Annotated in this window: 20 protein-coding genes and 2 pseudogenes; 17 read left to right on the top strand and 5 right to left on the bottom strand. The window is 46.6% G+C overall.

Annotated elements, in window-relative coordinates; genetic code table 11:
• Positions 1 to 6 precede the first annotated feature (6 nt).
• The 7 genes from ACFQZR_RS22390 (at position 7) to ACFQZR_RS22360 (ending at position 8,050) form a co-directional block, all read left to right on the top strand.
• Positions 7 to 2,367 (top strand): AraC family transcriptional regulator, encoded by a 2,361-nt coding sequence (locus ACFQZR_RS22390; protein WP_379350043.1) that lies wholly within the window; start codon positions 7 to 9, stop codon positions 2,365 to 2,367.
• Positions 2,368 to 2,538: 171 nt separating this feature from the next.
• Positions 2,539 to 3,474 carry an ABC transporter permease gene (locus ACFQZR_RS22385; protein WP_379350041.1) on the top strand — a complete coding sequence of 312 codons (936 nt, stop codon included), beginning with the start codon at positions 2,539 to 2,541 and terminating at the stop codon, positions 3,472 to 3,474.
• Between the two features lie 12 nt (positions 3,475 to 3,486).
• Positions 3,487 to 4,353 carry a carbohydrate ABC transporter permease gene (locus tag ACFQZR_RS22380; protein WP_379350039.1) on the top strand — a complete coding sequence of 289 codons (867 nt, stop codon included), beginning with the start codon at positions 3,487 to 3,489 and terminating at the stop codon, positions 4,351 to 4,353.
• A gap of 30 nt (positions 4,354 to 4,383) precedes the next feature.
• Positions 4,384 to 5,952 carry an extracellular solute-binding protein gene (locus ACFQZR_RS22375; RefSeq protein ID WP_379350037.1) on the top strand — a complete coding sequence of 523 codons (1,569 nt, stop codon included), beginning with the start codon at positions 4,384 to 4,386 and terminating at the stop codon, positions 5,950 to 5,952.
• Between the two features lie 80 nt (positions 5,953 to 6,032).
• Positions 6,033 to 6,662 carry a hypothetical protein gene (locus ACFQZR_RS22370; RefSeq protein ID WP_379350035.1) on the top strand — a complete coding sequence of 210 codons (630 nt, stop codon included), beginning with the start codon at positions 6,033 to 6,035 and terminating at the stop codon, positions 6,660 to 6,662.
• 147 nt (positions 6,663 to 6,809) lie between these two features.
• Complete coding sequence (locus ACFQZR_RS22365; protein ID WP_379350033.1) at positions 6,810 to 7,055, top strand: hypothetical protein; 246 nt, start codon at positions 6,810 to 6,812, stop codon at positions 7,053 to 7,055.
• A 158-nt stretch (positions 7,056 to 7,213) separates the two neighbouring features.
• Positions 7,214 to 8,050, top strand: a complete 837-nt coding sequence (locus ACFQZR_RS22360; RefSeq protein WP_379350031.1) for a YitT family protein — start codon at positions 7,214 to 7,216, stop codon at positions 8,048 to 8,050.
• Positions 8,051 to 8,139: 89 nt separating this feature from the next.
• On the opposite strand, the pseudogene ACFQZR_RS22355 reads toward ACFQZR_RS22360, so the two are convergent.
• From ACFQZR_RS22355 to ACFQZR_RS22340, 4 genes and pseudogenes are all read right to left on the bottom strand, one after another.
• Positions 8,140 to 8,949: pseudogene (locus ACFQZR_RS22355) on the bottom strand (LysR substrate-binding domain-containing protein); the annotation flags it as partial.
• Positions 8,950 to 8,962: 13 nt separating this feature from the next.
• Positions 8,963 to 9,070: pseudogene (locus ACFQZR_RS22350) on the bottom strand (transposase); the annotation flags it as partial.
• A gap of 342 nt (positions 9,071 to 9,412) precedes the next feature.
• On the bottom strand, positions 9,413 to 12,412 hold the full coding sequence (locus tag ACFQZR_RS22345) for a YhgE/Pip family protein (RefSeq protein ID WP_379350029.1): 3,000 nt from the start codon (positions 12,410 to 12,412) through the stop codon (positions 9,413 to 9,415).
• 39 nt (positions 12,413 to 12,451) lie between these two features.
• Positions 12,452 to 13,045 carry a TetR/AcrR family transcriptional regulator gene (locus ACFQZR_RS22340; protein WP_018755970.1) on the bottom strand — a complete coding sequence of 198 codons (594 nt, stop codon included), beginning with the start codon at positions 13,043 to 13,045 and terminating at the stop codon, positions 12,452 to 12,454.
• 111 nt (positions 13,046 to 13,156) lie between these two features.
• On the opposite strand from ACFQZR_RS22340, the gene ACFQZR_RS22335 reads away from it, so the two are divergent.
• Entirely contained in the window at positions 13,157 to 13,366 is a 210-nt protein-coding gene (locus ACFQZR_RS22335; protein WP_379350026.1) for a hypothetical protein, read from the top strand.
• A gap of 220 nt (positions 13,367 to 13,586) precedes the next feature.
• On the opposite strand, the gene ACFQZR_RS22330 is transcribed toward ACFQZR_RS22335, so the two are convergent.
• Positions 13,587 to 14,153, bottom strand: a complete 567-nt coding sequence (locus ACFQZR_RS22330; RefSeq protein ID WP_379350957.1) for a TetR/AcrR family transcriptional regulator — start codon at positions 14,151 to 14,153, stop codon at positions 13,587 to 13,589.
• Positions 14,154 to 14,308: 155 nt separating this feature from the next.
• On the opposite strand from ACFQZR_RS22330, the gene lpdA reads away from it, so the two are divergent.
• The 9 genes from lpdA to uvrA all read left to right on the top strand — a co-directional run bounded on the left by lpdA (position 14,309) and on the right by uvrA (position 24,057).
• A complete protein-coding gene (gene lpdA / locus ACFQZR_RS22325) occupies positions 14,309 to 15,724 on the top strand; it encodes a dihydrolipoyl dehydrogenase (RefSeq protein ID WP_379350024.1) in 1,416 nt (471 codons plus the stop codon).
• Positions 15,721 to 16,353 (top strand): biotin/lipoyl-containing protein, encoded by a 633-nt coding sequence (locus ACFQZR_RS22320; RefSeq protein ID WP_379350022.1) that lies wholly within the window; start codon positions 15,721 to 15,723, stop codon positions 16,351 to 16,353. Before lpdA ends, ACFQZR_RS22320 begins: the two co-directional genes overlap by 4 nt.
• Positions 16,337 to 17,509 (top strand): ABC transporter permease, encoded by a 1,173-nt coding sequence (locus ACFQZR_RS22315; protein WP_379350020.1) that lies wholly within the window; start codon positions 16,337 to 16,339, stop codon positions 17,507 to 17,509. Before ACFQZR_RS22320 ends, ACFQZR_RS22315 begins: the two co-directional genes overlap by 17 nt.
• Before the next feature lie 186 nt (positions 17,510 to 17,695).
• A complete protein-coding gene (locus tag ACFQZR_RS22310) occupies positions 17,696 to 18,175 on the top strand; it encodes an RNA polymerase sigma factor (RefSeq protein ID WP_379350018.1) in 480 nt (159 codons plus the stop codon).
• Complete coding sequence (locus ACFQZR_RS22305; RefSeq protein ID WP_379350016.1) at positions 18,126 to 18,467, top strand: RNA polymerase sigma factor; 342 nt, start codon at positions 18,126 to 18,128, stop codon at positions 18,465 to 18,467. Before ACFQZR_RS22310 ends, ACFQZR_RS22305 begins: the two co-directional genes overlap by 50 nt.
• A 47-nt stretch (positions 18,468 to 18,514) precedes the next feature.
• Complete coding sequence (locus ACFQZR_RS22300; RefSeq protein WP_379350014.1) at positions 18,515 to 19,516, top strand: hypothetical protein; 1,002 nt, start codon at positions 18,515 to 18,517, stop codon at positions 19,514 to 19,516.
• 79 nt (positions 19,517 to 19,595) lie between these two features.
• Positions 19,596 to 20,075 carry a GyrI-like domain-containing protein gene (locus tag ACFQZR_RS22295; RefSeq protein WP_379350012.1) on the top strand — a complete coding sequence of 160 codons (480 nt, stop codon included), beginning with the start codon at positions 19,596 to 19,598 and terminating at the stop codon, positions 20,073 to 20,075.
• Between the two features lie 119 nt (positions 20,076 to 20,194).
• Positions 20,195 to 21,160, top strand: a complete 966-nt coding sequence (locus ACFQZR_RS22290) for a hypothetical protein (RefSeq protein WP_379350010.1) — start codon at positions 20,195 to 20,197, stop codon at positions 21,158 to 21,160.
• Positions 21,157 to 24,057, top strand: coding sequence for an excinuclease ABC subunit UvrA (gene uvrA / locus ACFQZR_RS22285; RefSeq protein ID WP_379350008.1), 2,901 nt, complete (start codon positions 21,157 to 21,159; stop codon positions 24,055 to 24,057). Before ACFQZR_RS22290 ends, uvrA begins: the two co-directional genes overlap by 4 nt.
• The last annotated feature ends 67 nt before the right edge of the window (positions 24,058 to 24,124 follow it).

Here is a 24,124-nt window from a genome sequence, read left to right as displayed (position 1 = left end):
AGTACGATGAAGCGGCCGTTTCCCGACACTCGATCGGGGAGCGGTCTTTTATTTTTTTTGCAGGTACCAATTGAGAACTTGACAGGCGAACGAGAACTGGGCAAGACAATGGGGCTGGGCTATAATATTGCTCAGTACCATGATCCTTGTAAAGGTTGGGGGAGCGATCGGCTTATGTTCAAATCCACGTATTTGCGCATTTTTGTGTGGAGCGGTATCTTTATCATCCTCATTATCATCCCATTTTCATTCTTTCTGATCCAACGATTCGAAGATTATGCCTCCTCTCAGATTGGATCGATCAACCGAGATCGAATTGAAGAAACATTGGATCGTACGGAATTCATCCTGGCTAAGCTGAAATGGTACAGCTTGAATATGTATGAGGATCAGACGATTCAGAACTGGATGTATTCAGAGCAGGATGATCCCTTGTTGGATGCAGCAGCACTGCAGACGTTGTCCAAATATTTATCCAAGGAATCCTTTTTTGAAGGCGCTTACTTATTTAACATGCGCAGGGAGAAAGTGATCGATTTCGATGTGGGTCTTCTTCCATTTGAAGAATTTACGGATCAGACCATGTTGGAACGAGTGAAGCAGAAGGATCCGTCCTTATTGCGGTATGCGCACCATGCAGTAGGAAGTCAATCGTATCTGACATTGCTGCTTCCGCCTTCTTATGTCAAGAAAGAGCAATATGGATATTTGGTTGTTCGATTAAATAAAGGCGCCATGCAGCAGTACCTCATCTCAAGAGGAAGCGGCAAGGATAATCAAGTGACACTGATGGATCGGTCGGGACAGGTGATTTTAGGGAAGATGGATGAAGAAATGATGAAGAATGTTATGAATTCGAGGACATCGGCCAGTCATGGCTCCTTCGAGTTGAAGATTGATGGGGAACAAGCTTACGTGAATTATGCCGATTTAGATTCCCAGGATTGGACTCTGTATTCTCTGTCTGGCATGGAGCAATTCCGTAAGCAGGCGACGGCTTTCCAACAGGCGATTCTGCTGTCTTCTATTCTGCTGCTTATCCTGCTGCTGCTAGCCGCGTTCTGGAATTCGCATATCTTCTTTAAGCCGCTTAGGAAGCTGGCGAATCAAATCCATGGCAAGCTGCGGATCCGTGCCAAGAGCGACTATGATGCAATTCAACAAAGCGTTATGCTATTACGCGATCACTACACACTGATTAAGACGGAATATTTGCGGCAATGGGTATTGCAGGGTAGATTGGGCGACCAGGCAAGAGAGGCTCTGGCTCGTGAATCCAAGATCCTCGATTATGAATGGATCAGGCTGGTCGTTGTCAAAATTGATGCTTACTACGAGATTTCAGAGCGATACGATTTCGCCTCCCGGAGACTGCTGAAATACGCGATTGGCAATATTGCGGAAGAGATGCTTAGCTGCAAGGATCGTTCCATCGAGGTCGTGGATTTCGGAAGCGATCATTTGTTGATCCTTATTGGTGTTGCCGATCAGGTAGATGACGTGATGGAGGAACTGCAAGAGATGCGCCGTCAGGTCATGCAGTATGTTCAACTTAACATCGTCATCGCTTGCAGTAGTTCAAGACATGTTCGTGATGATTTGCGTTCGATTTATGATGATTTATGCGAATGGACGCTGTTCAAATTCGTGAGCGGCGATGACAAAATATACACCGAGCAAGAACATGAACGATACGCAGATTTACAGATTCATCCGGATGATACCTTGCTGGATCTCCTCATTCAGTCCATACGCAGCGGCAAGGAGGAGGACGCTCTTAACCTGCTGGAGCAATTGTTTGCAAGGCTGCAGACGATGAAATTCGCCGAGTGTCAATTCCAACTTCGATTGCTGTTCTTCTCCTTCATCAAAGCGTTTAGCAAACGGACTTCGCTGCACAATATTGAAGGTATTGAAAATACGCTCAAGAAATTCACGAGGCTCGAAGATATCCATCGATGGATGAAAGAGGAGATTGTACGAATAATCACCCTGCTCGGCGACCAGAAAAGCTTGAATCGCAAAGGGAAGAACGTCGAGGAAGTGATTGAATATATTCAGTGTCACATTTACGATCCAAGGTTGTCTGTGGATGATATCGCCGATCACATTGCACTATCTGCCAAGTATGTACGCCAATTGTTTCTTGATCAGTATGGTGTCTCATTATCCAATTACATTCTGAATATGCGGATTGAGAAGGTGAAGGAATTGCTTCAACATTCGGATATGAGCGTTGCTGAGATTTCACAGCAGGCGGGTTTCCTGACGAAGAGCCATTTCTTTACGGCTTTTAAAAAGGCAACCGGCATGACGCCAGCGCAGTATCGATATCAACAGCCAGACGCCAACGAAGCAAGCGGTTGAATTGCAGGCAGGGTTCACGGACGGATATAGAACCTGACTGGGCTAATGGTGACCTATGCAGCCGCCGCAAGAGAACTTCATTCGGACATTGAGAACTATCCGTGACTACTTGGCGACTGTTACGATAACTCCGACAGACGATCATCACATGGACATAGAGGGGGGCAGTCATTGAGGAGCATTAAAACAGGAAGAAACGGTTTTATCTACGAAATCGTGAAGAATCGGTATTTGTATTTGCTGGCACTGCCAGGCATTCTATTCCTACTCATATTTGCTTATACGCCTATGATTGGGCATTTGCTGGCGTTTCAGAACTATCGGCTTTCTGATGGGCTGTTCGGAAGCGAGTGGGTAGGGTTTAGAAATTTCGAGTTTTTCTTCGGTAGCAAGGATTGGCTGCGTGTGACGTGGAACACCGTGTTCTTGAATGGGCTGTTTCTGGTGTTCGGTCTAGGAACCGCTGTCGTGCTCGCGGTGCTGCTCAATGAAGTCACGGGCAAGTGGTTCAAGAAAACGGCACAGTCGTTCGTATTCTTGCCGTATTTCATTTCTTGGCTGGTCGTCAGCATGATGGTGCAGACGATGTTCAGCTCAACAGAAGGCATGATGAATCAGGCATTAACTGCCCTTGGATCAGAAGGGGTGGATTGGTATCTGACACCGAGTGTATGGCCATTTATTCTGACGTTCGTATACGTATGGAAAGTCGCTGGCTACAATTCGATCATCTTTCTTGCCTCAATAACGGGTATTTCTTCGGAGTATTATGAAAGTGCCAAAATGGAAGGAGCCAGCCGCTTTCAGCAAATCATCTACATTACGCTTCCGCTGTTACGGCCAATCATCATTATTATGACGCTCCTTGGCATCGGTCGGATATTCTATGGAGACTTCGGGATGATTTACGCGATTATCGGGGATGTTGGGGTATTGTTTCCGACGACGGATGTGATTGATACGTATGCGTATCGCGCGCTTCGGCAGATGGGCAACTTCAGCATGTCCTCCGCTATCATTCTCTATCAGTCCTTTATGGGGCTTATAGCCGTTATTTTCTTCAATTGGCTTGCACGCAAGGTAGATCCAGATTCTAGATTGTTCTAAGGTGTGATTGGAATGAGAGAACGTTTTTTCCTTGGTTTTGTGTACGTGCTACTGACCGTTTTTGCATTAATCTGCTTCATCCCGTTTTGGATTGTACTGATTAACTCCTTTGCTAATGAAACAGTTATTCAAACCTCGGGATATCAGTTGTTTCCGACGTCATTCAGCTTGGATGCCTACGCCATGCTCTTGTCAGGAAATCAAGTATTCCGAAGCTATGGCGTCACGTTGTTCGTTACGACGACAGGAACGGTGCTTGGTGTTCTTCTTACGGCGTCCTTCGCCTATGTTCTCAGCCATCCGAAAGTGAAGTATCGACATGTTCTTTCATTCTTGACTTTTTTTACGATGCTGTTCGGTGCAGGGCTTGTTGGATTCTATATGCTCATTGCGAACTGGCTCGGGTTGAAGGACTCCTTATGGGCGCTTATCCTCCCGTACTTGCTGAATCCTTTCTATGCGTTCATCCTTGTATCCTATTATCGCTCCTTGCCCTATGAATTGAACGAAGCAGCTACCGTGGATGGGGCGAATGACATTCATATCTTCTTCCGTGTCATATGGCCGATATCGTTGCCGGTTATTGCTACGGTTGCCCTGTTCTATGCGCTGCAATATTGGAATGATTGGTACCTATCGCTGTTATTTATCGATAATTACAAGCTGCACCCCTTGCAAATGATGATCAGGCAGCTGATGTCCAACTTGAATGCCATGTCCTACGTCGGTGGAAGCCAAACGGACTACAACATCATGATTCCGACCTATGGCATGCAGCTTGCCATTGTGTGTATTACGATTGGGCCGATTGTATTCGTGTATCCTTTCGTGCAGAAGTATTTTATTAAGGGCATGACGCTAGGATCAGTTAAAGGATAATGTTAGATCAAATATGAGGAGGAACGAAAAATGCGAATGAAACGTTGGATTTCATTTTCGCTTGTATTGTTGTTGATCCTATCTATAGCGGTAGGCTGCTCGAAAGCATCGGATGAGAAGGCAGCGCCAACAACAACATCAGAATCAGAAACGCCAAAGGGAGATCAGACAGCAGACAATAAATTGGAACCGGTTACACTGAAAATTATGATTCCGGGGGACCGTCCGCCAGATATGGATCTGGTCATTGCAGAGGCGGAAAAAAGAATGAAGGACACGATCAATGTCAAATTGGACATCGTGTTCGTACCATGGGCTGACTTGAGTCAGAAGACACAAGTGACGCTTGCTTCTGGAGAGAATATCGATCTTATCTTCGATGCGCCGTGGCTTCACATCAATCAAATGATTGCCGACGGCTTCTATGAGCCATTGGACGACTTGCTTGCCCAATACGGCAAGAATGTGCTGGAGAAACGTCCGCAGCAAATGTGGGATGCGAACAAGTACGGTGGCAAAATTATGGCGGTACCGCTCGGGCTCTCGTATATGGAAGGCAACGGCTATATCGTACGCAAAGACCTTCGCGAGAAGCTGGGCTTACCGCCGATAAAGACCTATAAGGATTTAGTTGATTTTGCTTACAAGGTGAAGGAAAAGGAGCCTGGCATTGCGTCGTTTATGGCAGCGGGGACTACAGGACAGCAGACGTATTCCATTGTAGGTCTGCGCAGCTTGAACGATTATGATACCCATGTTCGTTTTACGCATGCGCTGGGAAGCAGTCTGATGCTGTACTACAAAAACAACGACGGCAAGGTTTACAACTTATTCGAGGATCGAGAGCCGGTTTTGACGTGGATGAAGGATGCTAGACAGCTGTACAAGGACGGGCTTGTATATAAGGATATCTTGGCGGCGAAGGACTTCTTCCAGCCTTTCTTAAGCGGCAAAGTGGCAATCGATACAAAAGGATCGTTTGGTACAGGAATTTCCTTTGATCAACAGTTCAAGAGCAATGTGCCAGGCGGTGATCTGGAAACCGTTACGTTCTTCGATCCGACCAAAGGGGCTAATATTTCAAACTTCAAGCAGTGGAATTTCCTTGCGGTGCCGAAAGTCAGCAAAAACAAGGAACGTGCGGTGATGTTCATGAATTGGGCCAATGAGAAGGAGAACTATGATCTGCTGTCCTACGGGATTCAAGGGAAGCATTGGGAGTCGGTTGGTGACAAGGAATATAAATTGCTCGATACGAAGGGGTATTGGCAGTTTGGCTATGTGTGGGTATGGAATCCAGTCGACGAACGCTCGGATGCGAATGGAGACAAGACACATGAGCACTTCGATGCCGTGCTCCGCGATGCCGACAGCTTTACAAAGGATATTTTGACTGGATTTGAATTCGATCCTTCCGCGGTACAGAACGACCTTAGCCAATACAATACGGTAGAGGCGAAGTATTACCCTGCATTGGTCAATGGCGTCCTTGATCCCGAGGAGACGCTTAAGAAGTTCGAGGCGGAGGCCGGACCTTCACTGAAGCGTGTACAAGTGGAATTGCAAAAGCAAATCGATGCTTTTTTGGCCAAGAAGTAGGCGCTGTTGGTTCATGAAATCGGGTGTAGGACTAGACGCTCGAAGTTATCGAATGATATGATGGATAATGGGTGAATAAGATGACAAATGAAACCAAAAACAATGAAACAACGAACAACAGCAATGAAGAAACTGCTTCGGCAGAGAAATTTACGGAATTGGTCAATGCTGTTCATCATAATGGCCTTGTTGCTTTACGAAGATACTACAATGATGTCCAAGGACAGGTGTTGAACCACGAAGTTTACGGCCCTATCTTTATTTATCAAGTCAAGGACGAATCGAACGACGGGTATGTATGCGGATTTTTCCTTCGTGAGCTCATCGAGAAATTCCAATCGAGCGATAAGCCGGAACAATGGATGGCTTCCTTCTTCGTGGAGCTGATGAAGACCAAGGGTGGGAAATTGCTGCCTAAATCTCCAGAGAATGAAGACGAAGCGAAGGCGCTCATTGATCAAGTGCTCATTCCGCAATGTCTTGCAGCAGTTCAAGAAGAGTTCCCTGAGCATGTTCATGCGGGGCTAGATTGGAATGAAGAGCATGGTCCGGTGTTCGAAGCTGGATTTCCATCGATCATTGAGGGGAACAACACCTGTGCATTCCCGATCCATTTCTTGATGATGCAGCTGCTATTGAATCGGGATCCTGCGGATTTGATTCTCGAAGGGTTATACAAAATTCAAGAAGACCATGGATTAGAGGTTTAATTAAAACGGCAGAAATGCCGTTTTTTTTATTGCTTGAACACAAAAACAGAGTATTTCATAGGGTATGAGTTAAATCACTGTAAGCGTTACCACTAGCTGTTAGAATGAAGGTGTCTAAGGCATTCTACTCAGAGAGGGGAATTCCAAATGAATCATGATCAAATTCTAGAAGTGTTACACACGCTGCCTTGTCAGCAAGACCGGAATCATGGGGCACTTATTTGTTTTCCAGAAATTTATGAATCTTTATCGCACCACGATTTGGGACGGAAGTACGATATTAAGATCAAGCTGTATGAATTAGAACAAACAGGTACGATTAAGGTCATTCATTTTAACGAGCCAGGATTTAGAGATGTTGTTGCAGGGATACAATTAACGAATATTCATTAATTGTATGAATTTTGGATAATCGATTATAGGGTCACATCCATGGATGTGGCTCTTTTTGTATGACAGGATTGTTGTTGGCTAAAATTGTTGTTTTAAGCTATAATATTCGGATTGTGGACAGGCATTGTTATTTTTAGACATCATATGAGGTGAAATCGGTGAAAAAAAGGTTAGCAGACATTCTTTTTATTATGCTCGGTGCTTTTATTTTTGCATTAGCGGTGAATCTGTTCGTCATTCCTAATGAGCTCGGTGAAGGGGGCGTCACAGGGATTACGATCATCCTCTACTATCTTTTCCAGTGGTCGCCTGGACTCGTTAATCTAATATTTAATGCTATATTGCTGGTGGTGGGTTATAAGTTTCTGGACAAGACGACCACTTATTATACCATTATCGCTGTCCTCTTTAATTCCTTATTCCTTCATTTAACAGAGAGCTGGAGTATTGCTTCGAATGAACTGATGATCAATGCGATTTTCGGCGGGGTCTTTGCAGGCGTTGGGATCGGCTTAATCGTTCGTGTTGGAGGAACCACGGCAGGGACGGTGATCCTCGCAAGAATTGCGAATAAGTATTTGGACTGGAGCGTTAGCTACGCGTTATTATTCTTCGATTTGATTGTGGCTTTTTCTTCTTATTTCATTATTGGCGCCGAGAAGCTTATGTTTACGATCGTGCTGCTCTTCGTAGGGACGAAGGTGATGGAGTTTATTATCGAAGGGCTTAATCCAAAGAAAGCAGTCACCATCATTTCCAATGAGCAGGATAAGATTGCTGAGCAAGTGAATGTCGTGATGGATCGAGGCGTTACGGTATTATCTGGACATGGTTATTATACGAAAACACCGAAAGAAATCCTCTATATCGTCATCAGCAAGCAGGAAGTTTCTACACTCAAGAAAATCGTTAGAGCGACGGATAAAGACGCATTTATTACCATTCATGACGTTCGTGATGTGTTTGGCGAAGGATTCTTAGATATATCGAAATAATTCATGTTATAACCCCATGAGCTGCGGCTGGTGGGTTTTTTTGTGGTTTCGCTCAGCAGCGTTTTTTTGCGTTTACGATGCTGGATGGGATTCTGACGAATTCTCTGAATCAGGTTTGTTGCTGCAGCAGATAGCGGCTCATTCTTACGCGTGCAAATGGCAATCGTATTCTGCAAATGGATACCCTCTACATACACACGGCACAGCTCGCCTCGCTCGACATATTCACGGACGACGATCGACGACACGAAGTTCGCGCCGTATCCGGCAATGACGGCGGTAATCGCTTCGTGTAATCCATTGAATTGCAGGGGGATCTGCGGGGCTGGGGTGTTATAAGTGCGGCAGAGCGCCAGTAATCTCTCGCGCGTCGAACTTCCTTCTTCTCGCATGACGAACGGTTCCTTCATCATGTCCTCAAGCGACACATGCTGGTTGGCGTAGCGATGATGAGGCGCTACAACGAACCATAATTCATCTTGAAATAACTCCTCGGTCTGAATGGTATCGGGATAAGCTTCCGGAAGCCCGCCATAAATGGCAATATCCACCTCAACATTCAGCAGCTGCTTCAACGCATCTGTTGAATTGGTCGTCGTGATGGTCATTTCGACATGTTCGTAGTTTTGCTTGAATTTTGCAATCCAAGTTGGAATGAGGAAATGGGCAGGCAAATACGTCGCCGCTAACCGAATATGGCCGGTGGTGCCATGCAAGTAGTCTTGCGTAAACTGCTCGATTTGCTCTTCGACGGCAAACAGTCTCTTGGCGAGCAGCACCATGTGCTCTCCGGCATCCGTCAGTGCAATACCTCGTCCTTGCGGCTTCAGCAGGGAGATGGATAGCTCTCGTTCCAGTTTTTTTACTTGGGCTGTAATCGAGGGTTGACTGATCCGAAGAGACGCGACCTGCCTTCCAAAGCCAGGTCGCCATTTTTTTGAGGTTCATTGCAGCAAAAACTAGCATCGCCTGCATAGACACTTTGCCAATTCCTCTCAAAGTCGTCCATCTCAAGGCATGACAGGGCGAATCTTCTCATCCAATATGCTTATATGTATGGTGTTTTGTAGCCTGCGTCAACTGCTATGGCGGTTGGCTTCCCAATACATTCCTTGTAGCCAATGAACCAGCGGTAGGCGACATTGGTTTTTATTGTATCATATTAACGCGGTGATTTGCTAAACCGAAGAGGCATAAAAAAGACTATCGACGGTACTTTGTCGACAGTCTGAATCGCTGCCTGATAATCCAGGCAGCGATTTTTTATATAACCCATATGATGATTGCATAATACGCTATTATTATCTTAATAAAACCTCTTGCTGTTCCTCTACAAGTCTATTCGCCTGCAAATCTACAAACCTACAACAGCTTACTTTGCTTCGCTTTCTTCAAGAACTTATCGCTGTTCTTATTAATTGTCTTCTTCAAGCCTATACCAAGTACAAAGGCAATTCCGATATAGATCAACAGGATAAGTACATGCTTCGTCACAACATCCCATAATATTCCCCCCACTGCCTCACGCATAATGCCTATCGCATGTGTGAACGGCAGGAACGGGTTCAGCTGCTGGAAGAACTTCGGCGTCATTTGAATCGGGAATGTACCACCAGAGGCCGCCAATTGGAACACAAGCAATACAATGGATAACGCCTTACCTACATTACCGAATACCGATACCAACGTATAGACGATGCTGACGAATATGATACTGATGAAAATCCCGAACGCGAAGAACCAGAACTTGTGAACGACATATGTTTTGAGCAGGAACATGTCACCCAGTGTCACGATCATACTCTGACTTATACCGATCGTCACAAAGGTCAGCCAACGTCCGAAGTACACTTGGTAGCTCTTATAGTCATGCTTGTTCTCGATGTCTACAATCAGCATGGAGATGAGCAGCAAGCCGCCGACCCACAATGCCAATGTCGTGAAGAATGGTGACATCGCTGAACCGTAGTTCGGTACAGGGAACAGTTCATGCTGATTAAGCAATACCGGCTCCGCGAAGAACTGGCTTTCCTTAGCCGCATCCTTACGAAGCAAATCAATGACTTGATCCAGATCACCTTTCGCTTCCAATTCGCGGATTTTGGATGCAATGTCTTTCACTTTCTTTTTGATTTCTGGGAACTTATCACTGAATTCATCCAGTCCCTCGTCCCCAGTGTGAATCTTGCTCTTCACATCATCCAGTGAAGCCTCGACTTCTGGAATCATCGAGAATACTTCTTTTTTCACATTCTTGATGAAGTCCAAGCCTTTGCGGGAATCTATGACACCCTTGTCGAAGGCAGGGACAACATCCGAATCGATCTTCCCGATTACTCTATCGATTGACGCGCTCGTATCCTTCGTGGAATCATATATCTTTTGCAGCGCATCCTTCGTCGGTTGATTCGCCTTGCCGGCCGCTTCACTTGCACGCTTCAGCATATCCGACAAATCGGCCAGTTTCCCTTTTACCTTATACATACTATCGACAATGTCTGTAATCGCACCATCATCTACCGTTTGCTTCATTTTCTCAGTGGAGGTGATAAGCTTATCCGCTAGATTCTGACCGTTACTGATGTGCTTCTGTGCATTATTGATTTGATCAATTACCTTGTTCGCCGTATTCCGGTTCATGATCTTATCTGTCATTACGATGACATTGTTAGTGCTTGCCTGCATCTTATCGATCATCTTCAAAGCATCACGATTCAATGCCTGCATATCCCCGCGGATCGTATGGAATCTTGGTTTAATTCCATTATCATAATCGCTAATGAGCTGAGCAACGACTTCACTTGCCTTTGCTGCCGCTTCTGCGCCAATCTGTTTGCCGCCAGCCAATCGCTCCTGCAGCAGTGTGAGCTTCGTCTCCATGCCCTTCAATTGAGCAATCAACAGATCAGTGTCTATACCTGTCACTTGGGCCAGCTTATTCAGCTGATCCTTATACTTCTCTAAGGAGCCTAATGTGAGCTTCAACTGATTCGTCATATCCTCGACAGCTGCATTCAGCTTTTCGGTTAGTGACGCATCTGTCTCACTACCCTGAATAAGCTTGTTGACGCGATCAACCTTTTCTTGCAGCTGACCGAGATGCTCTCGGTACGTCTTGCCTAATCGTTCTGCATCATCGAACGCCTTTGATACTGTCGGTGCAATCTGTGAATTCAAGCTTGTTCTGGCTTTATCCAGAATCGAGTTGACTTCGATTGCCTTATTGCGAATATCCCTCAGCTTATCATCCGCAATCGATTTTGCAGACTCAACTGTTTTTTGTGCTTCATCCAGACGCGTCTTCAGATCCTCCGCGCCCCGTTTCGCATCATTCAAGGACGTGAGCACATTATCGAACAGACCATTATTCTTCAAATTCCGATCTACATCTTCCACTGTCGTAATGAGACGCTGTAAGGAATTCATCCCTGACTCCACTTCGACGCTCTTCTTGGCCAGCTCTGTCTCTACCTTGCCAAGATCGAAGTCAGAGTTCATGATATTCTCTACGACCTTCGATGTATCTGTTACGGCACCCTGAAGATTCCGCAGATTGTCTTTGACAACTGGTACTTCCTTATGGAAAGAATCACTGCCTTTATCGAGCAAATTCTCTGCATCTGTAATTACCGAATCCGGTCGGTTCTCGTAGCGCTTGATGACACGGATGGCAGACTCTGCCTTGCTAATGAAGTCCTTCGCCTTGATAATATCGACTTGGCCTGTCTTCATCAGCTTCTCGATCTCCGGCAGCTTCTCATCCAATTTGAAGATGTTATCTCTTAGCTTCTTAATGTCCGGCTCATTCGTTTCAAGCTGAAGGCCGACATCATTGAAAATATCGAATATCGCTTTGTTCGCCGTTTCTACGAAGTTGCTGCTAATGTTCGACACCAGCGTCGAGGCTCCTGCCCCAGCGACCTTCGGTGAGATCGCGTTAATCTTTTCATTGATATAATAATCAAGCTGTGCCTTCTCCGGATGATCAGAGATGACGGAAGAGATCTTCTCAGAGAAATCCTCTGGGATAATAATGGCTGCATAATAATCGCCATGATTAACCCCTTTGATTGCCTCATCCTTCGTAACAAATCTCCAACCTAACTTCTTATTTTCCTTTAACTGTTCGATAACCTTTGCCCCAACATCAAGATCCTTGCCTTCTACCTTGGTACCTTTATCCAAGTTCGCAACCGCAACCGATACATCCTTCGTATTGGAGTACGGATCCCATGATGGAAGAATGTTGAACCATGCATATAGGGAGGGCAGGATCACTACTGCTAAAATAACAATAATTGCAGCAGGATTTGTAATAATGTTGCGAAGATCCGTTTTATAAATGTGTAAGATGTTCTTCATCCCACTGCCACCACCGTTCTACTTATAATATGAAATGCGTTATCCAATTCTAGCAATCCCCTTCTGAGCTGCCCCATTCAGCAAATAGAATTCAAGCAAATGAGGAATTTGATCCTGATGGATAGCCTTCGCACGCTTCGGCCATTCCACTACAAGCGCTGCGTAGGTCTTAATAAATAGGAAAGCAGTCAGCTCGGCATCACAACTCTGCAGCTCGCCTGAATCAATAGCTAGTTCTACCTGCTCTTTCACAAAGTGCTGAAGCGCATCTTCCACCTTGCTCATCTCAGACATCACAATCTCGGTCCCCATCTCCCGCATCTCGTGTGAGAGAATAACCATCATCTCATGCTTGGATCGGAATTCCAACACATTGTGCAGAGTACGGTGCAAGTTCTCTGTGAAGGTTCTCCCTGCCTGAACGGATGACTGTGCAACCTCCAGTATGTCTTGAATGAATCTATCCATAATGGCTTCCAGCAGCTCTTCTTTCGTTGGGAAAAAACGATAAATCGTCCCCTTGCCCACATGAGCAAGTCTCGCAATCTGATCCATTGTGCTGCCCTTATAACCATATAATGAAAATGACTGTGTTGCTGCCTCTATAATCCTCGTTCTTCGATCTACGATCATACGGATTCCTCCTTTCTGCAAAGAGGCGATTACGAACAGGTTCTAGAACTACAGAACTAATTGTGAATTTCGGTCACTCAGACTTGCTATTATACTTCTAGTAAAATAAATTTGCAAGAAACGACAGGCGGTCACTTGATCGCGATGGGAGTTAGTGAGGAACGTGTTCCTATTAATATTCGGGATGTGCTGGAGAAGGGGATCACGATCTATGGCAGCAGCCGCAGCTCGGACCGGGATTTCAGAGAAGTGTTGAAGGTTATGAAGGTGCAGGATTGTCAGGCAACATTGAGGCGTCTCCGGATACGTATACTATGGTGAGCCAGGCAGACGACTTCGCTGGCGCAATGGAAGCTGCTCTGGCTCATAGAAGCTGGTATAAAACCATTCTCGACTTTCACTGGTGACACAGTGAAAGTCTCAGAGAAATTGTAGCATAGAATCGACTCGATCAAACTCCAACAACTTGTTGGAGTTTTTTCTTACCACAATAGAATTAATAAAGCCACATTTGGGTATTGGATCGATATTCAAGGATACTTCAAGTCTTAACGAGCTCTTTAGCATGCTGTCTACCCGCGGTGAGGAGGCTGTCACTCAGCATGGCATCACTAACCGACCGAGCGAGTAACAGCGTTCCGACCATCGAGCTGAGCAGAGCACTGGCTGTAGATTTATCGACTTCCGCTACACAGGAGAGAAAATCAATCATGCGTTCTACCTCTTGGGTGAAGGTGTGCCGAACTTCTTCCGAAGATCGAGAGATTTCACTGGAAAGGGCAGGGATAATGCATCCAATCTCCGTTCGATCACGGTGCTGTTGGCTCAAATAGTACTGAATGACCGCATGGATCTTGGGCCCATTCGTCCGTTCATTGGCGGCTTCTTGCAGCAGGGCAATCGTGTCGCTGATTGCATATCGGCAGGCTTCAGCGACCAGTTGCTCTTTATTCTCAAAATGGGAATAGAACCCGCCATGCGTAAGGCCAGCGCCTTTCATAATAGCTGGAACACTAATGTCGCGTATCCCATGCGTACGGAAGGCTTGAGCTGCACTTTCAATGATTTTGCCTCGCACTTTGATCTTATGGCCTTCAGGATAAGGCACAGCAATCACTCCATTCATACGTCATGCACTTTAAAATATTATATTTATCATATTAAAGCGTGTCAATTAACCGAGACTGTTGACGGTTTTAAAATATGATGATTATAATATATTACGATCATCATATTTTAAAGTCGGTTTAGGAGGTACGGAGTATGAGTCAGCTTATATCGGTAGACACATTGGTTATTGGATCAGGGCCGGGAGGTTATGTGGCGGCGCTGCGATCCGCTCAGCTTGGCATGAAGACGGCCATTGTGGAACGTGATCAAATAGGTGGTGTTTGCACCCATGTGGGTTGTATTCCATCCAAAGCATTGATTGCAGAGTCGCATCGGCATCAATTGCTGCATCAGTGGAATAAGGCGGTTCCTTCAGCATCCTTTGAGGAGGCTCAATCTTTTAAACAAATGATCGTGAATAAGCAGTCTGGCGGGGTCAAGTATCTACTAATGAATGCAGGGGTAACGATACTGGAAGGTGAAGCAAGCTTGGTGGATGAACACACAGCAAGTATAGAGCAACAAGGAATAGAACAAAGGATTTCGTTCAAGCATGCCATCCTGGCAACGGGTTCTCGTCCGATTGAACTGCAAGCCCTGCCGTTCGGCGGACGTATTCTATCCTCGACAGAAGCGCTGTCGCTGTCACAGATTCCATCGAGCCTGATTATTATCGGCGGTGGATATATCGGTGTTGAGTTGGGACAAATGTATGCCAAATTTGGCACCCAGGTGACCATTCTTGAGGGAGGAGAACAAGTGCTGCCAGGGTTCGAGACGGAGCTTACGGCACCGGTTATCCGGCAGTTGAAGTCAGATAGAATCACCATCATCACAGGAGCAACGGCGGTTGCGGCGGAGCAGGGGGAAGACACGCTAACCCTTCACTATTTGAAAAATCAAGAGCAGCAAAATATTAGTGCGGAATATGCATTAGTGACCGTCGGAAGAAAACCGAACACCGATGGGAGATTAGGTCTCACGCGAATCGGCTTGCCGTTAACGAGCAGAGGACTGATCGAGACAGATGGTCAATGCAGAACAGTGATTCCGAATATTTTTGCAATAGGAGATATTACGGCGGGTCCTGCGCTAGCCCATAAAGCTTCGTATGAAGCGAAGGTTGCAGCCGAATCGATTGCTGGCGAGCCTTCGGTCGTGGATTACAAAGCTATCCCGCTTGTCGTTTTCTCGGAGCCAGAATTGGCTAGCGTTGGTCTAGGGGAAACAGAAGCCAAGGAACAAGCTATTCCCTTTGTCATTGGCAAATCCGCATTCGGAATTAACGGCAGAGCATTGGCGATGCAATCAGGGGAAGGTTTTGTCAAAATCATCGCAGATCAGACGTCAGGCATCGTCGTCGGTGCGCAGATTGTAGGCGTCGAGGCATCATCTCTCATATCGGAGCTTGCCTTAGCGATCGAAATGGGAGCGACCGTGGAGGATTTGGCGATGACGATCCATCCCCATCCCACATTGGGAGAAGTGATCATGGAGGCTGCAGATAACGCCGTTCGGAAAATTATGATGCTACGAAACAATCGGAGAGTAGGAGAGTTAGCACAATGAAGTTCAAGATGGGTGTATATATTGGCATCGCTGTGATTCTTATTGCAGGAGGTTCTCTCTTGATTGCGAAAGGGAAGGATGCAGTCAGCCAAGCTGAGAGCCGAAAACAAGGTGTCCTTGAGGCAGAGCAGAAGACAATCATATATGACAAAAACCCCGGGACGATCGTTCAGGTCAAGAAAGGAATTGGCGATGCTGTTCAAAAGGGAGAGGTTCTATGTAAGGTGAAATCGACTGACGGAACCGAAGAGGATGTACTCGCACCGGATACGGGACAGATGAGCAAAATCGTTGTGAAGCAAGGGGATCAGATCGCGCAAGGGATGCCCGTTGCGATTGTGCAAAAGTCGGCCTATTACACGGACCTCTATATCCAGGAAGGTGAGATTCAGAAGTTTGCGGTCCATCAAAGCGTTAAGGTTCATTTTCCGTATCTGGATCGCCCTGACCAAGTCAATGGCGTTGTCGCTTCGGTCGCAGCCGCTCCGCAATTTGCCAGCCTACGTATGACGCGGGAGAAAGGGCAAGCCGATTTAAGCATGTTCCTTGTTCGAATATCTGTAGATGCGAGTGCTGATCTGCTTCCGGGTATGACGGCGGAGGTGGACCTTGATGAACTCGCTGATTGACGAGTGGAAATACGTAAAGGGCAGCAAATTTCTGAAGGGTATCTTTATCGGCCCTCTCGTCGCGGCCTTGTTTTTTGGGCTGATGTTCTCACATAACCAAATCAACAAATCGCCAGTGGTCGTAATTGACGAGGACCATAGTGCGTATTCACGGGAACTGATTACGAAACTGAATGCGTCCCAATATATGCAAGTCACGAATGTGTTCGCAAGCCGTATGGCTCCCGAGGACTTGCTGGCCAACGAGCAAGCTGTAGCGGTTATCATGCTTCCAAGCCAATTGGAGATGCGTCGGCTGCAGGGGTTATCCTCGAACATTGGCATTCTCATGGATAACACGATGCCTTCAGGATTAACCGGGATTAGAACGGCCGTGCAGGAGATCATCACCACGGAAAATATGACCCTTTCCATGACCCGGTTGGCTCAGAGCGGAATGGATGCTGACACATCGAGAGGGCTTATATCTCCGTTATCACTTCAACAACGGATGCTGTTTAATCCGACCACGAGCTATGTCGGCTTCATGGTGCTAGGATTTGTTAACATCGTCGTGTTAATGATAACCACGACCGCGGCGGGATCGATTGCCCCGCGTCTAAGACAGGAGGGGAGGCTGTTTGCACATGGGTCATCTCCTGCACAGTTATGGGCTCGCAGCATACCTTACGCTGTTCTGAGCGCGATCTCACTGCTTCTATGCTATGGATTGCTCAAGCAAGTAGGAAATATGCGGTTTGAAGCGGAGCCCTACCTTTTTGTGATCCCATTGTTCATCTATACATTTGCCTTGTCGCTCATGGGAATGTTGATAGGTTACTCTGCTCAAGATTCATCTAAGGTGAGTCTGCGAACGAGCTTTGTATTGTGCCCGTCGTTTCTTGCCACGGGAATTCAGTTGACGCCGCTTGCGTTTCCGTTATTTTTTCAAATTACGGCATGGCCGCTGCCCATGAACTGGCTGAACCGACTCCTACGCGGCATGGCACTTCGTAATGGAGGGTTAACCACCTATGGCCTTGAGATCGGGGCACTGCTCATCATTATTGGCGTTGTGTCTTTGTTCATCGGATTGCTCGTGTATCGGGAGGCACGTCAAGCAAATTTATCACGGGAAAAGCATGTGGAATCGGACGTTTTATCCGCTGTTATTTAAGTAGCAGCAATGCAACGCAACTCACTTTAAGGTTGCGTTTTTTTGTTGTAGCAAATCGTATAAAGTATTCTATATTCGAAAGGAAAATAATGGTATGATCAAAAATATTAGAAATTTAAGGATACAGATGATAGATTTTCGCAGTGATTGGCATCAAGTGATGTAGAGGGGGAAGGAGGGGATGATGTGGGCCATGAACTGATCGCAGAAGACCGACTGCCAGCGTTGCTGCAGGAGCATCAAAAAGTGGCGGATCAAGCACTGGTCGAACGCGCGCGTAGAGGGGATCAAGACGCATTTAGTGAGCTCGTCCGAGCACATCGTGCACAAGCCTACGGATGGGCGAACAAGATCACGCGGGATTCGCATCTAGCTGAGGATATTGTGCAGGATGCATTAATCCGGGCATTTCTGCACTTAGGCACATTGGTGGACTCGAACCGGTTTCTGCCCTGGCTGCAGCGCATCATTCGCAACCAGGCATATATGAAGCTTAGGCGCGGTGGGCCGTTCGGCAAAGAGCAGCCTTTTACAACGATTGGATCGGCCGGGGCCGGCGCAGCGGTTGACTTCGGCAGCGACAACCAGGCGAGACTGGGGAGATATCGACCAGATTTTGTTCCGGCTATCCCGTTCCGCAGCGGAGGAGGCCAAGCGAAGCAGTGATCCGATGAAGGGGCTGCTTCGCCATGAGTTGATGGAGAATCTTCGAATGCTGATGAATGGCCTGAGCATGCGGGAGCGGCAGATCTTCGAAGCGCATTTTTTTAGCGAGCTGTCTCCCAGCGAAATTGCTACTTTATTCGGCATGACGACGGCCAATGTCTACAACCTGCTCTCTCGATCCCGCGTCAAGGTCCAAAAGGAACGGATACGCGTCAGCATTCGCAATTATGTGCAGCAACGCGCCGAGACAGGACAGAAGCGAGTTCATATTTTACGTGCGCCTCATATATAAGACGTCCCCAGCCTTCCTCAAATCTATCGATATTTTGGAGGTTCGCAATGAGCGAGATGCAGAACAAGGATTTGACGAGAACATGGACGACCGCCGCGATGGCGATTCACGGCGCGATCGCTTATACAGACAAACATCACTACTCGTTGGTGGATGTTATGGGCATTACAGGGCATGCCTTCCGAATCAATATTGATCCGGATCATATTGATGTCGCAGGACCAACCATGTTCCCTGGCGGCTTCTTAGTTAGACGAAACCTATGCAATTTGGGATTTATCAGCAATTTGTCCGATACGATGAAGCCTTACACACCGGAGAAGGTAGAGAAGGTACTAGCGCTTATTCAGCAGTCCATCGATAAGGGATACCCAGCGATTACATTTGATTTATTCATGCCCGAGTTTGGATTGATATACGGATATGATGATGAGAGACAACTATTTCATGCGAAGGATGTCTCCAAGGAAGGCACGATCACCTATACCGATTTTGTGGAGAAGCGGAACATGCTATGGGTGACGACGATCAGCGAGAGCCTTCCGCATTCCAAATACGAAATTCTTCGCATGGCGCTGGATATGATCGTCGACCATACGAGAGGCAGAGAGTGGCAGCATATTTTCCAAGGCCAATATGCGATTGGTCTGGCGGGTTACGATGCGTGGATCGCGTGTATGGAGCGGCGCGGTGCCGACCCGTTCGGTAACGCTTATAATATTGCCGTTGTCAGTGACGCACGTGAGTTTGCCGTACAATTTCTACGCGAGCTGGCGAACCGTTGGGATGGCGAGAACGTTGTGGAACGAACGGTTCGCCGTTTGGCCTCCCAAGCGACAGCGCATTATGAGCACACGGCGGAAGCTTTGGTCGAGATGCGAGAGATGTTCCCCTTCCCGCAAGGTGGGCAGCCAGACGATCCAACGGCGGCCGATCGTGCGACTGAGCTGCTGCGTATTGCGAAAGAAGCTGAAGAGAAGGGGATTGAGGTGCTTGAGACGCTTCTTGATTTTATGAAAGCATATTGGTCAGAACAGTGGGTTAATTGACGTCGTTGTATTGCGGAGAAATGGGAGTTGGGCGAAACCGCGAAGAAAATACTATTTAATAGAGGTGATTTCAGTGAAGGTGGAAATTGTAGATATCCCTAAAATTACGTCGTATGTAGGAATTAGGGCTTCAGAATACTTTTCGAATTTAGGTCAGAGTATTAATTATTCATTTAAAGAGTTAATAAATAGGCAAGACGAAATAAAGAACATTGTTAATCCAAGTGTAACTTTTGGCGTCAGTCCCCCTAATTATAAAGGAAATAAAGGCAGGGTAGATTTTTATTGCTGTTATGAAGTTAGTCCTATAGCAAATGTACCTCATGGTATGATGCACATTCATATATTGCCTCGGACATATTCAAAGACCTATTATAAAGGACCGATCAGTAAGACTGAAACAGCATATGATTATACTTCAAATTGGTTGAAGGAAAATGGATATACATATGATGAGGTGGAGCACTATTTTGAAAGGTACGATGAAAGAACGATCGTAAGCCATGACGATGAAGCGAACGAATTAATAATATATTGTCCAGTAAAGAAGAAAGAATGATTTGCGGGTTTCTCAAAGCGGCATCACCTTCTAGGGGCGGAGATGACTTATCTAGACGATGGAAACAATCACGCAATTATTAATCTAGCAAATCAGAGCTTTATACTGGGAGGGGACCCATGAAGCCGTTGAAAGATAAGGATGAGATGACAGCTCAATTTCGGGAGGCGCTGCGTCGGTTCATCGATAAGATTCATAAGGATGACCAGGTAATCGCAGCTGTTCTCTTCGGAAGTCTGTCTTATGATCAGGTATGGGAGAAATCGGACATTGATCTCAAGCTGATAGTATACGATCAGAAGCTGGCGGCGAGCTATGTATGTTTTGTGGAGAATGAGGTACCTATCAATACAAGCATTCAAACTCGTAATGAATTCAAACGCTGGGTAGAACGTTCGATAAGCGGTTCGTTTCATCAGTCGATGCTTGCCAACAGTACGTTGTTATTTACGAAAGATGATTCAATTTCGGAATACTTTGAACAGATTCGTTATGTTGGCGAACGCGACAGGCGACTTCAATTGCTGCGGCTTGGATGCCATACGCTTAGTTTGCTTGCCAAAGCGGAGAAGTGGTTGTATGTGAAAAATGACGTTGGGTATAGCGCATTCTGGATAATCAAGATGGTCGACATTCTTTCGCAAATCGAAGTGCTACTTCACGGAGACATTCCCATGCGGGAATCGGTTCAGCAGGCCTTGACCTATAACCCCGATTTTTTTCATGCCATCTATACAGAGATGGTGTGCGGTCAAGTATCGGAGACAAAAGTGCGGGATGGTATCGACTTCATCAATCATTACTTGAATGAGAGAGCAAATCAGCTGTTCCAACCGATTTTAGCCTATTTGAAAGAAGAGGCGGACATTCGTACGGCGACGGATATCATCATGAAATTTAGAATGGTCATTGAATTAGATGCTGGGGGTGTGGTTACAGCGTGCGATTGGCTGGCAGAGCTAGGAATGCTTGCCAAGATGGATTCAGAGACGAAGGCGACGCCCAAAAGCCGAATCATGTTATTGGAGCCTGCGTATTTGTATGAAAATGACGAGCTTGAATGGGAGATGGGTGAAGCCTGGTGAGACAGTTCATTGAAGTACGGGGAGCAAGGCAAAACAATCTGAAAAATATTGACGTCGATATTCCACGGGATAAATTGACGGTAATTACCGGTGTCAGTGGCTCGGGTAAATCGTCTCTTGCATTCGAGGTGATCTATGGAGAAGGACAGCGCAGGTTTCTCGAATCGCTCTCGACATTTGCTAAAAGCCGAATGAATCAACTAAAAAAGCCGGACGTCGATTTTGTTTTTGGTCTATCGCCGGTCATTGCGATTGAACAGAAAAAAGGAATTGTAAACCCGAGATCAACGGTGGGTACGATGACCGATATCTATGATTTTATGCGGCTTCTATTTTCATCAGTTGGGGAAGCATGTTGTCCGTTCTGTGAGCGCATCGTACCGATCCGATCGGCAGGGCAAATGATCGATCATCTCCGGCTGCTTCCACCGGGGACGGTACTTGAGGTGCTTGCACCGGTATATAAGATATATGGCGAGAATTATGAGACCGTGTTTGATGAAATCCGCGCGAAAGGATTTCGGACCCTACGCATTGACGGAAGAAGCCATAACCTTGGCGATGCCATAGAGCTTGATGAGGAAGCGGATTACCGGATTGAGGTTGTCGTCGACAAAGTCATTGTGCAGCCGGATACGTTCAAAGTGCTAGCCAAGACCATCGAGAACAGCTTGAAACTGGTGGGAGAAGGCTTTATCCGCTTTGAAATTGAGAGCCAACCGGAAGGACAGCATGTGGGTATCGATCGATTTTATCGGGGGTTTGCTTGTCCTGAGCATCATCTTACGATGGGCGAGCTGCAATCGAATTATTTCTCATTCAATGATCCTAACAGCGCATGTCGGACTTGCGGCGGAATTGGGACGTTCATGCGTGCCGAGGCCAAATTCCTGATAAAAAATGCGGATAAAAGCATAAATAAGGGTGCCTTCGATCCGAAGCTGTTAGGCTCAAGCACCAGCACCTATCATTGGACGATCGTGCGCAGCTTGGCAGTTCATTACGGATTCAGTCTTGATACACCGTACAAAGATTTGCCCGAATCGGTGAAACATATCTTGATGTACGGTACAAAAGGCGAGAAATTCCCGTTTCTTCCGAGCGAAGAAGCTTCCAAATCACAGTTACGCCACGTTGGCAAAATGATGGGGTTCGGAGGATTTGTGCATGTCATTAACTGGTGGTATAAACTCTATTTGAAGCGTAATACGCAATCATCCGGCGAGGATGAATTCTACAAGCGAGTCATGGTCGAGAATACATGCCCCGATTGTGATGGTAAGAAGCTGAGGCCGCAGCGTTTTTTTGTAAAAGTCGGCGGTGCTGACCTGCATCATCTCTCTACATGTTCGCTCATCGAACTGTATGATTTTATGAATACGATTGTATTTGCGCCCGAACGTGCGAATGTCGGTCAACAGATCATTGCCGAGATTCAATCAAGGTTAAAGCTGTTGCTGGATATCGGGTTAGATTATTTAAGTTTAGGTCGTCGTTCGGATACAATCTCGGGCGGCGAAGCGCAGCGAATCCGTCTTTCCACCCAAATCAGCTCGGGACTTATGGGGATGTTGTATGTGCTTGACGAGCCAAGCATCGGGCTACATGCGAGAGACAGTGTTCGCATTATCGATACTTTGAAGAAGCTGCGAGATATCGGTAATACGATTATTGTGGTCGAACATGATATGGATACGATCAACAGCGCCGATTATATTATCGAGATCGGACCGGAGCCGGGTTCGCAGGGGGGACGCATTATTGCGGAAGGAACTGCAGAGCAGCTCCGCTTGAACGCTGATTCCATTACAGGTTCGTTCTTGGCAGGTACCCGAAAAATCGAAGTTCCTACCAAGCGCCGGCAGCCGGCCGGTCCGATGCTGTCACTGCGAGGAGCGAGAGCGAACAACTTACGTAACATGAATCTCGATATTCCGCTGGGTGTCTTGGTATGCATCACCGGTGTATCTGGCTCAGGCAAGAGCACGCTCATCAACGAAGTCATCTGCAAGCAGCTGTATGCAAATTTCCATGATGCGCGCATTATGCCTGGCGAACATGACGAACTGCTCGGGCACGAGCATTTGACGGGAATCATTAACATTGACCAGTCTCCGATCGGAAGAAGCTCGCGCTCCAATCCAGCGACGTACGTAGGATTTTTCGATAAAATCCGCGAGCTTTACGCTTCTGCGGCAACCGCGTCGGGCAAGCCTCTGACCAAGAACGATTTCAGCTTCAATCAGAAAAATGGCGGGCGGTGTGAAAATTGCCAAGGCGAGGGAAGCGTGACGATGCAGCTCCAATTCATGCCGGATATTGAATCCGTCTGCCCCGTATGTCAAGGAGCGAGATTCAATGAAGACGTTTTGGAAGTCCGTATCCGGGAGATGAATATCGCACAGGTATTGGAGATGAGCATCAAGGAAGCCGTTGAGTTTTTCGCCGATCAATCTTACATTGCGCACAAACTCAACATTCTGAATCAGCTTGGCCTAGGCTATTTGCGTATCGGCCAATCATCGACCACATTATCCGGTGGTGAAGCACAGCGGATTAAGCTAGCCACGGAACTGAGCAAGGTTAAGAGGGGATCGCATAACCTATACATTCTTGATGAGCCGACGACCGGACTGCATTTGAGTGATATCCAGAAGCTGATTGATTGTCTGGAGCAGCTCGTAGATGCAGGCCACTCAGTCATTGTCATTGAACATCATCTGGACCTTATTAAGGTGGCTGATTATATGATCGATATGGGGCCGGAAGGCGGCAGCAAGGGTGGTACGGTCGTTGCGTTCGGTACGCCGGAAAAAGTCGCAAGGACGGAAGGGTCGTTGACAGGCAAATATTTACGTGAAGTGCTGAAGATGGAGAGACAAGGCAATGTGTGCTAAATATATAAAAATTGTAAATCAGGTCAAATATGCATTGTATCGTGCTACAATAGATAAACGAATGGAA

Origin of the sequence: Paenibacillus sp. GCM10027629 (genome assembly GCF_042676425.1) — a bacterium.
GTDB lineage: Bacteria > Bacillota > Bacilli > Paenibacillales > Paenibacillaceae > Paenibacillus_K > Paenibacillus_K terrigena.
The sequence above is the reverse complement of the archived record's forward strand: the minus strand, read 5'-3'. Positions and strand labels throughout refer to the sequence as shown.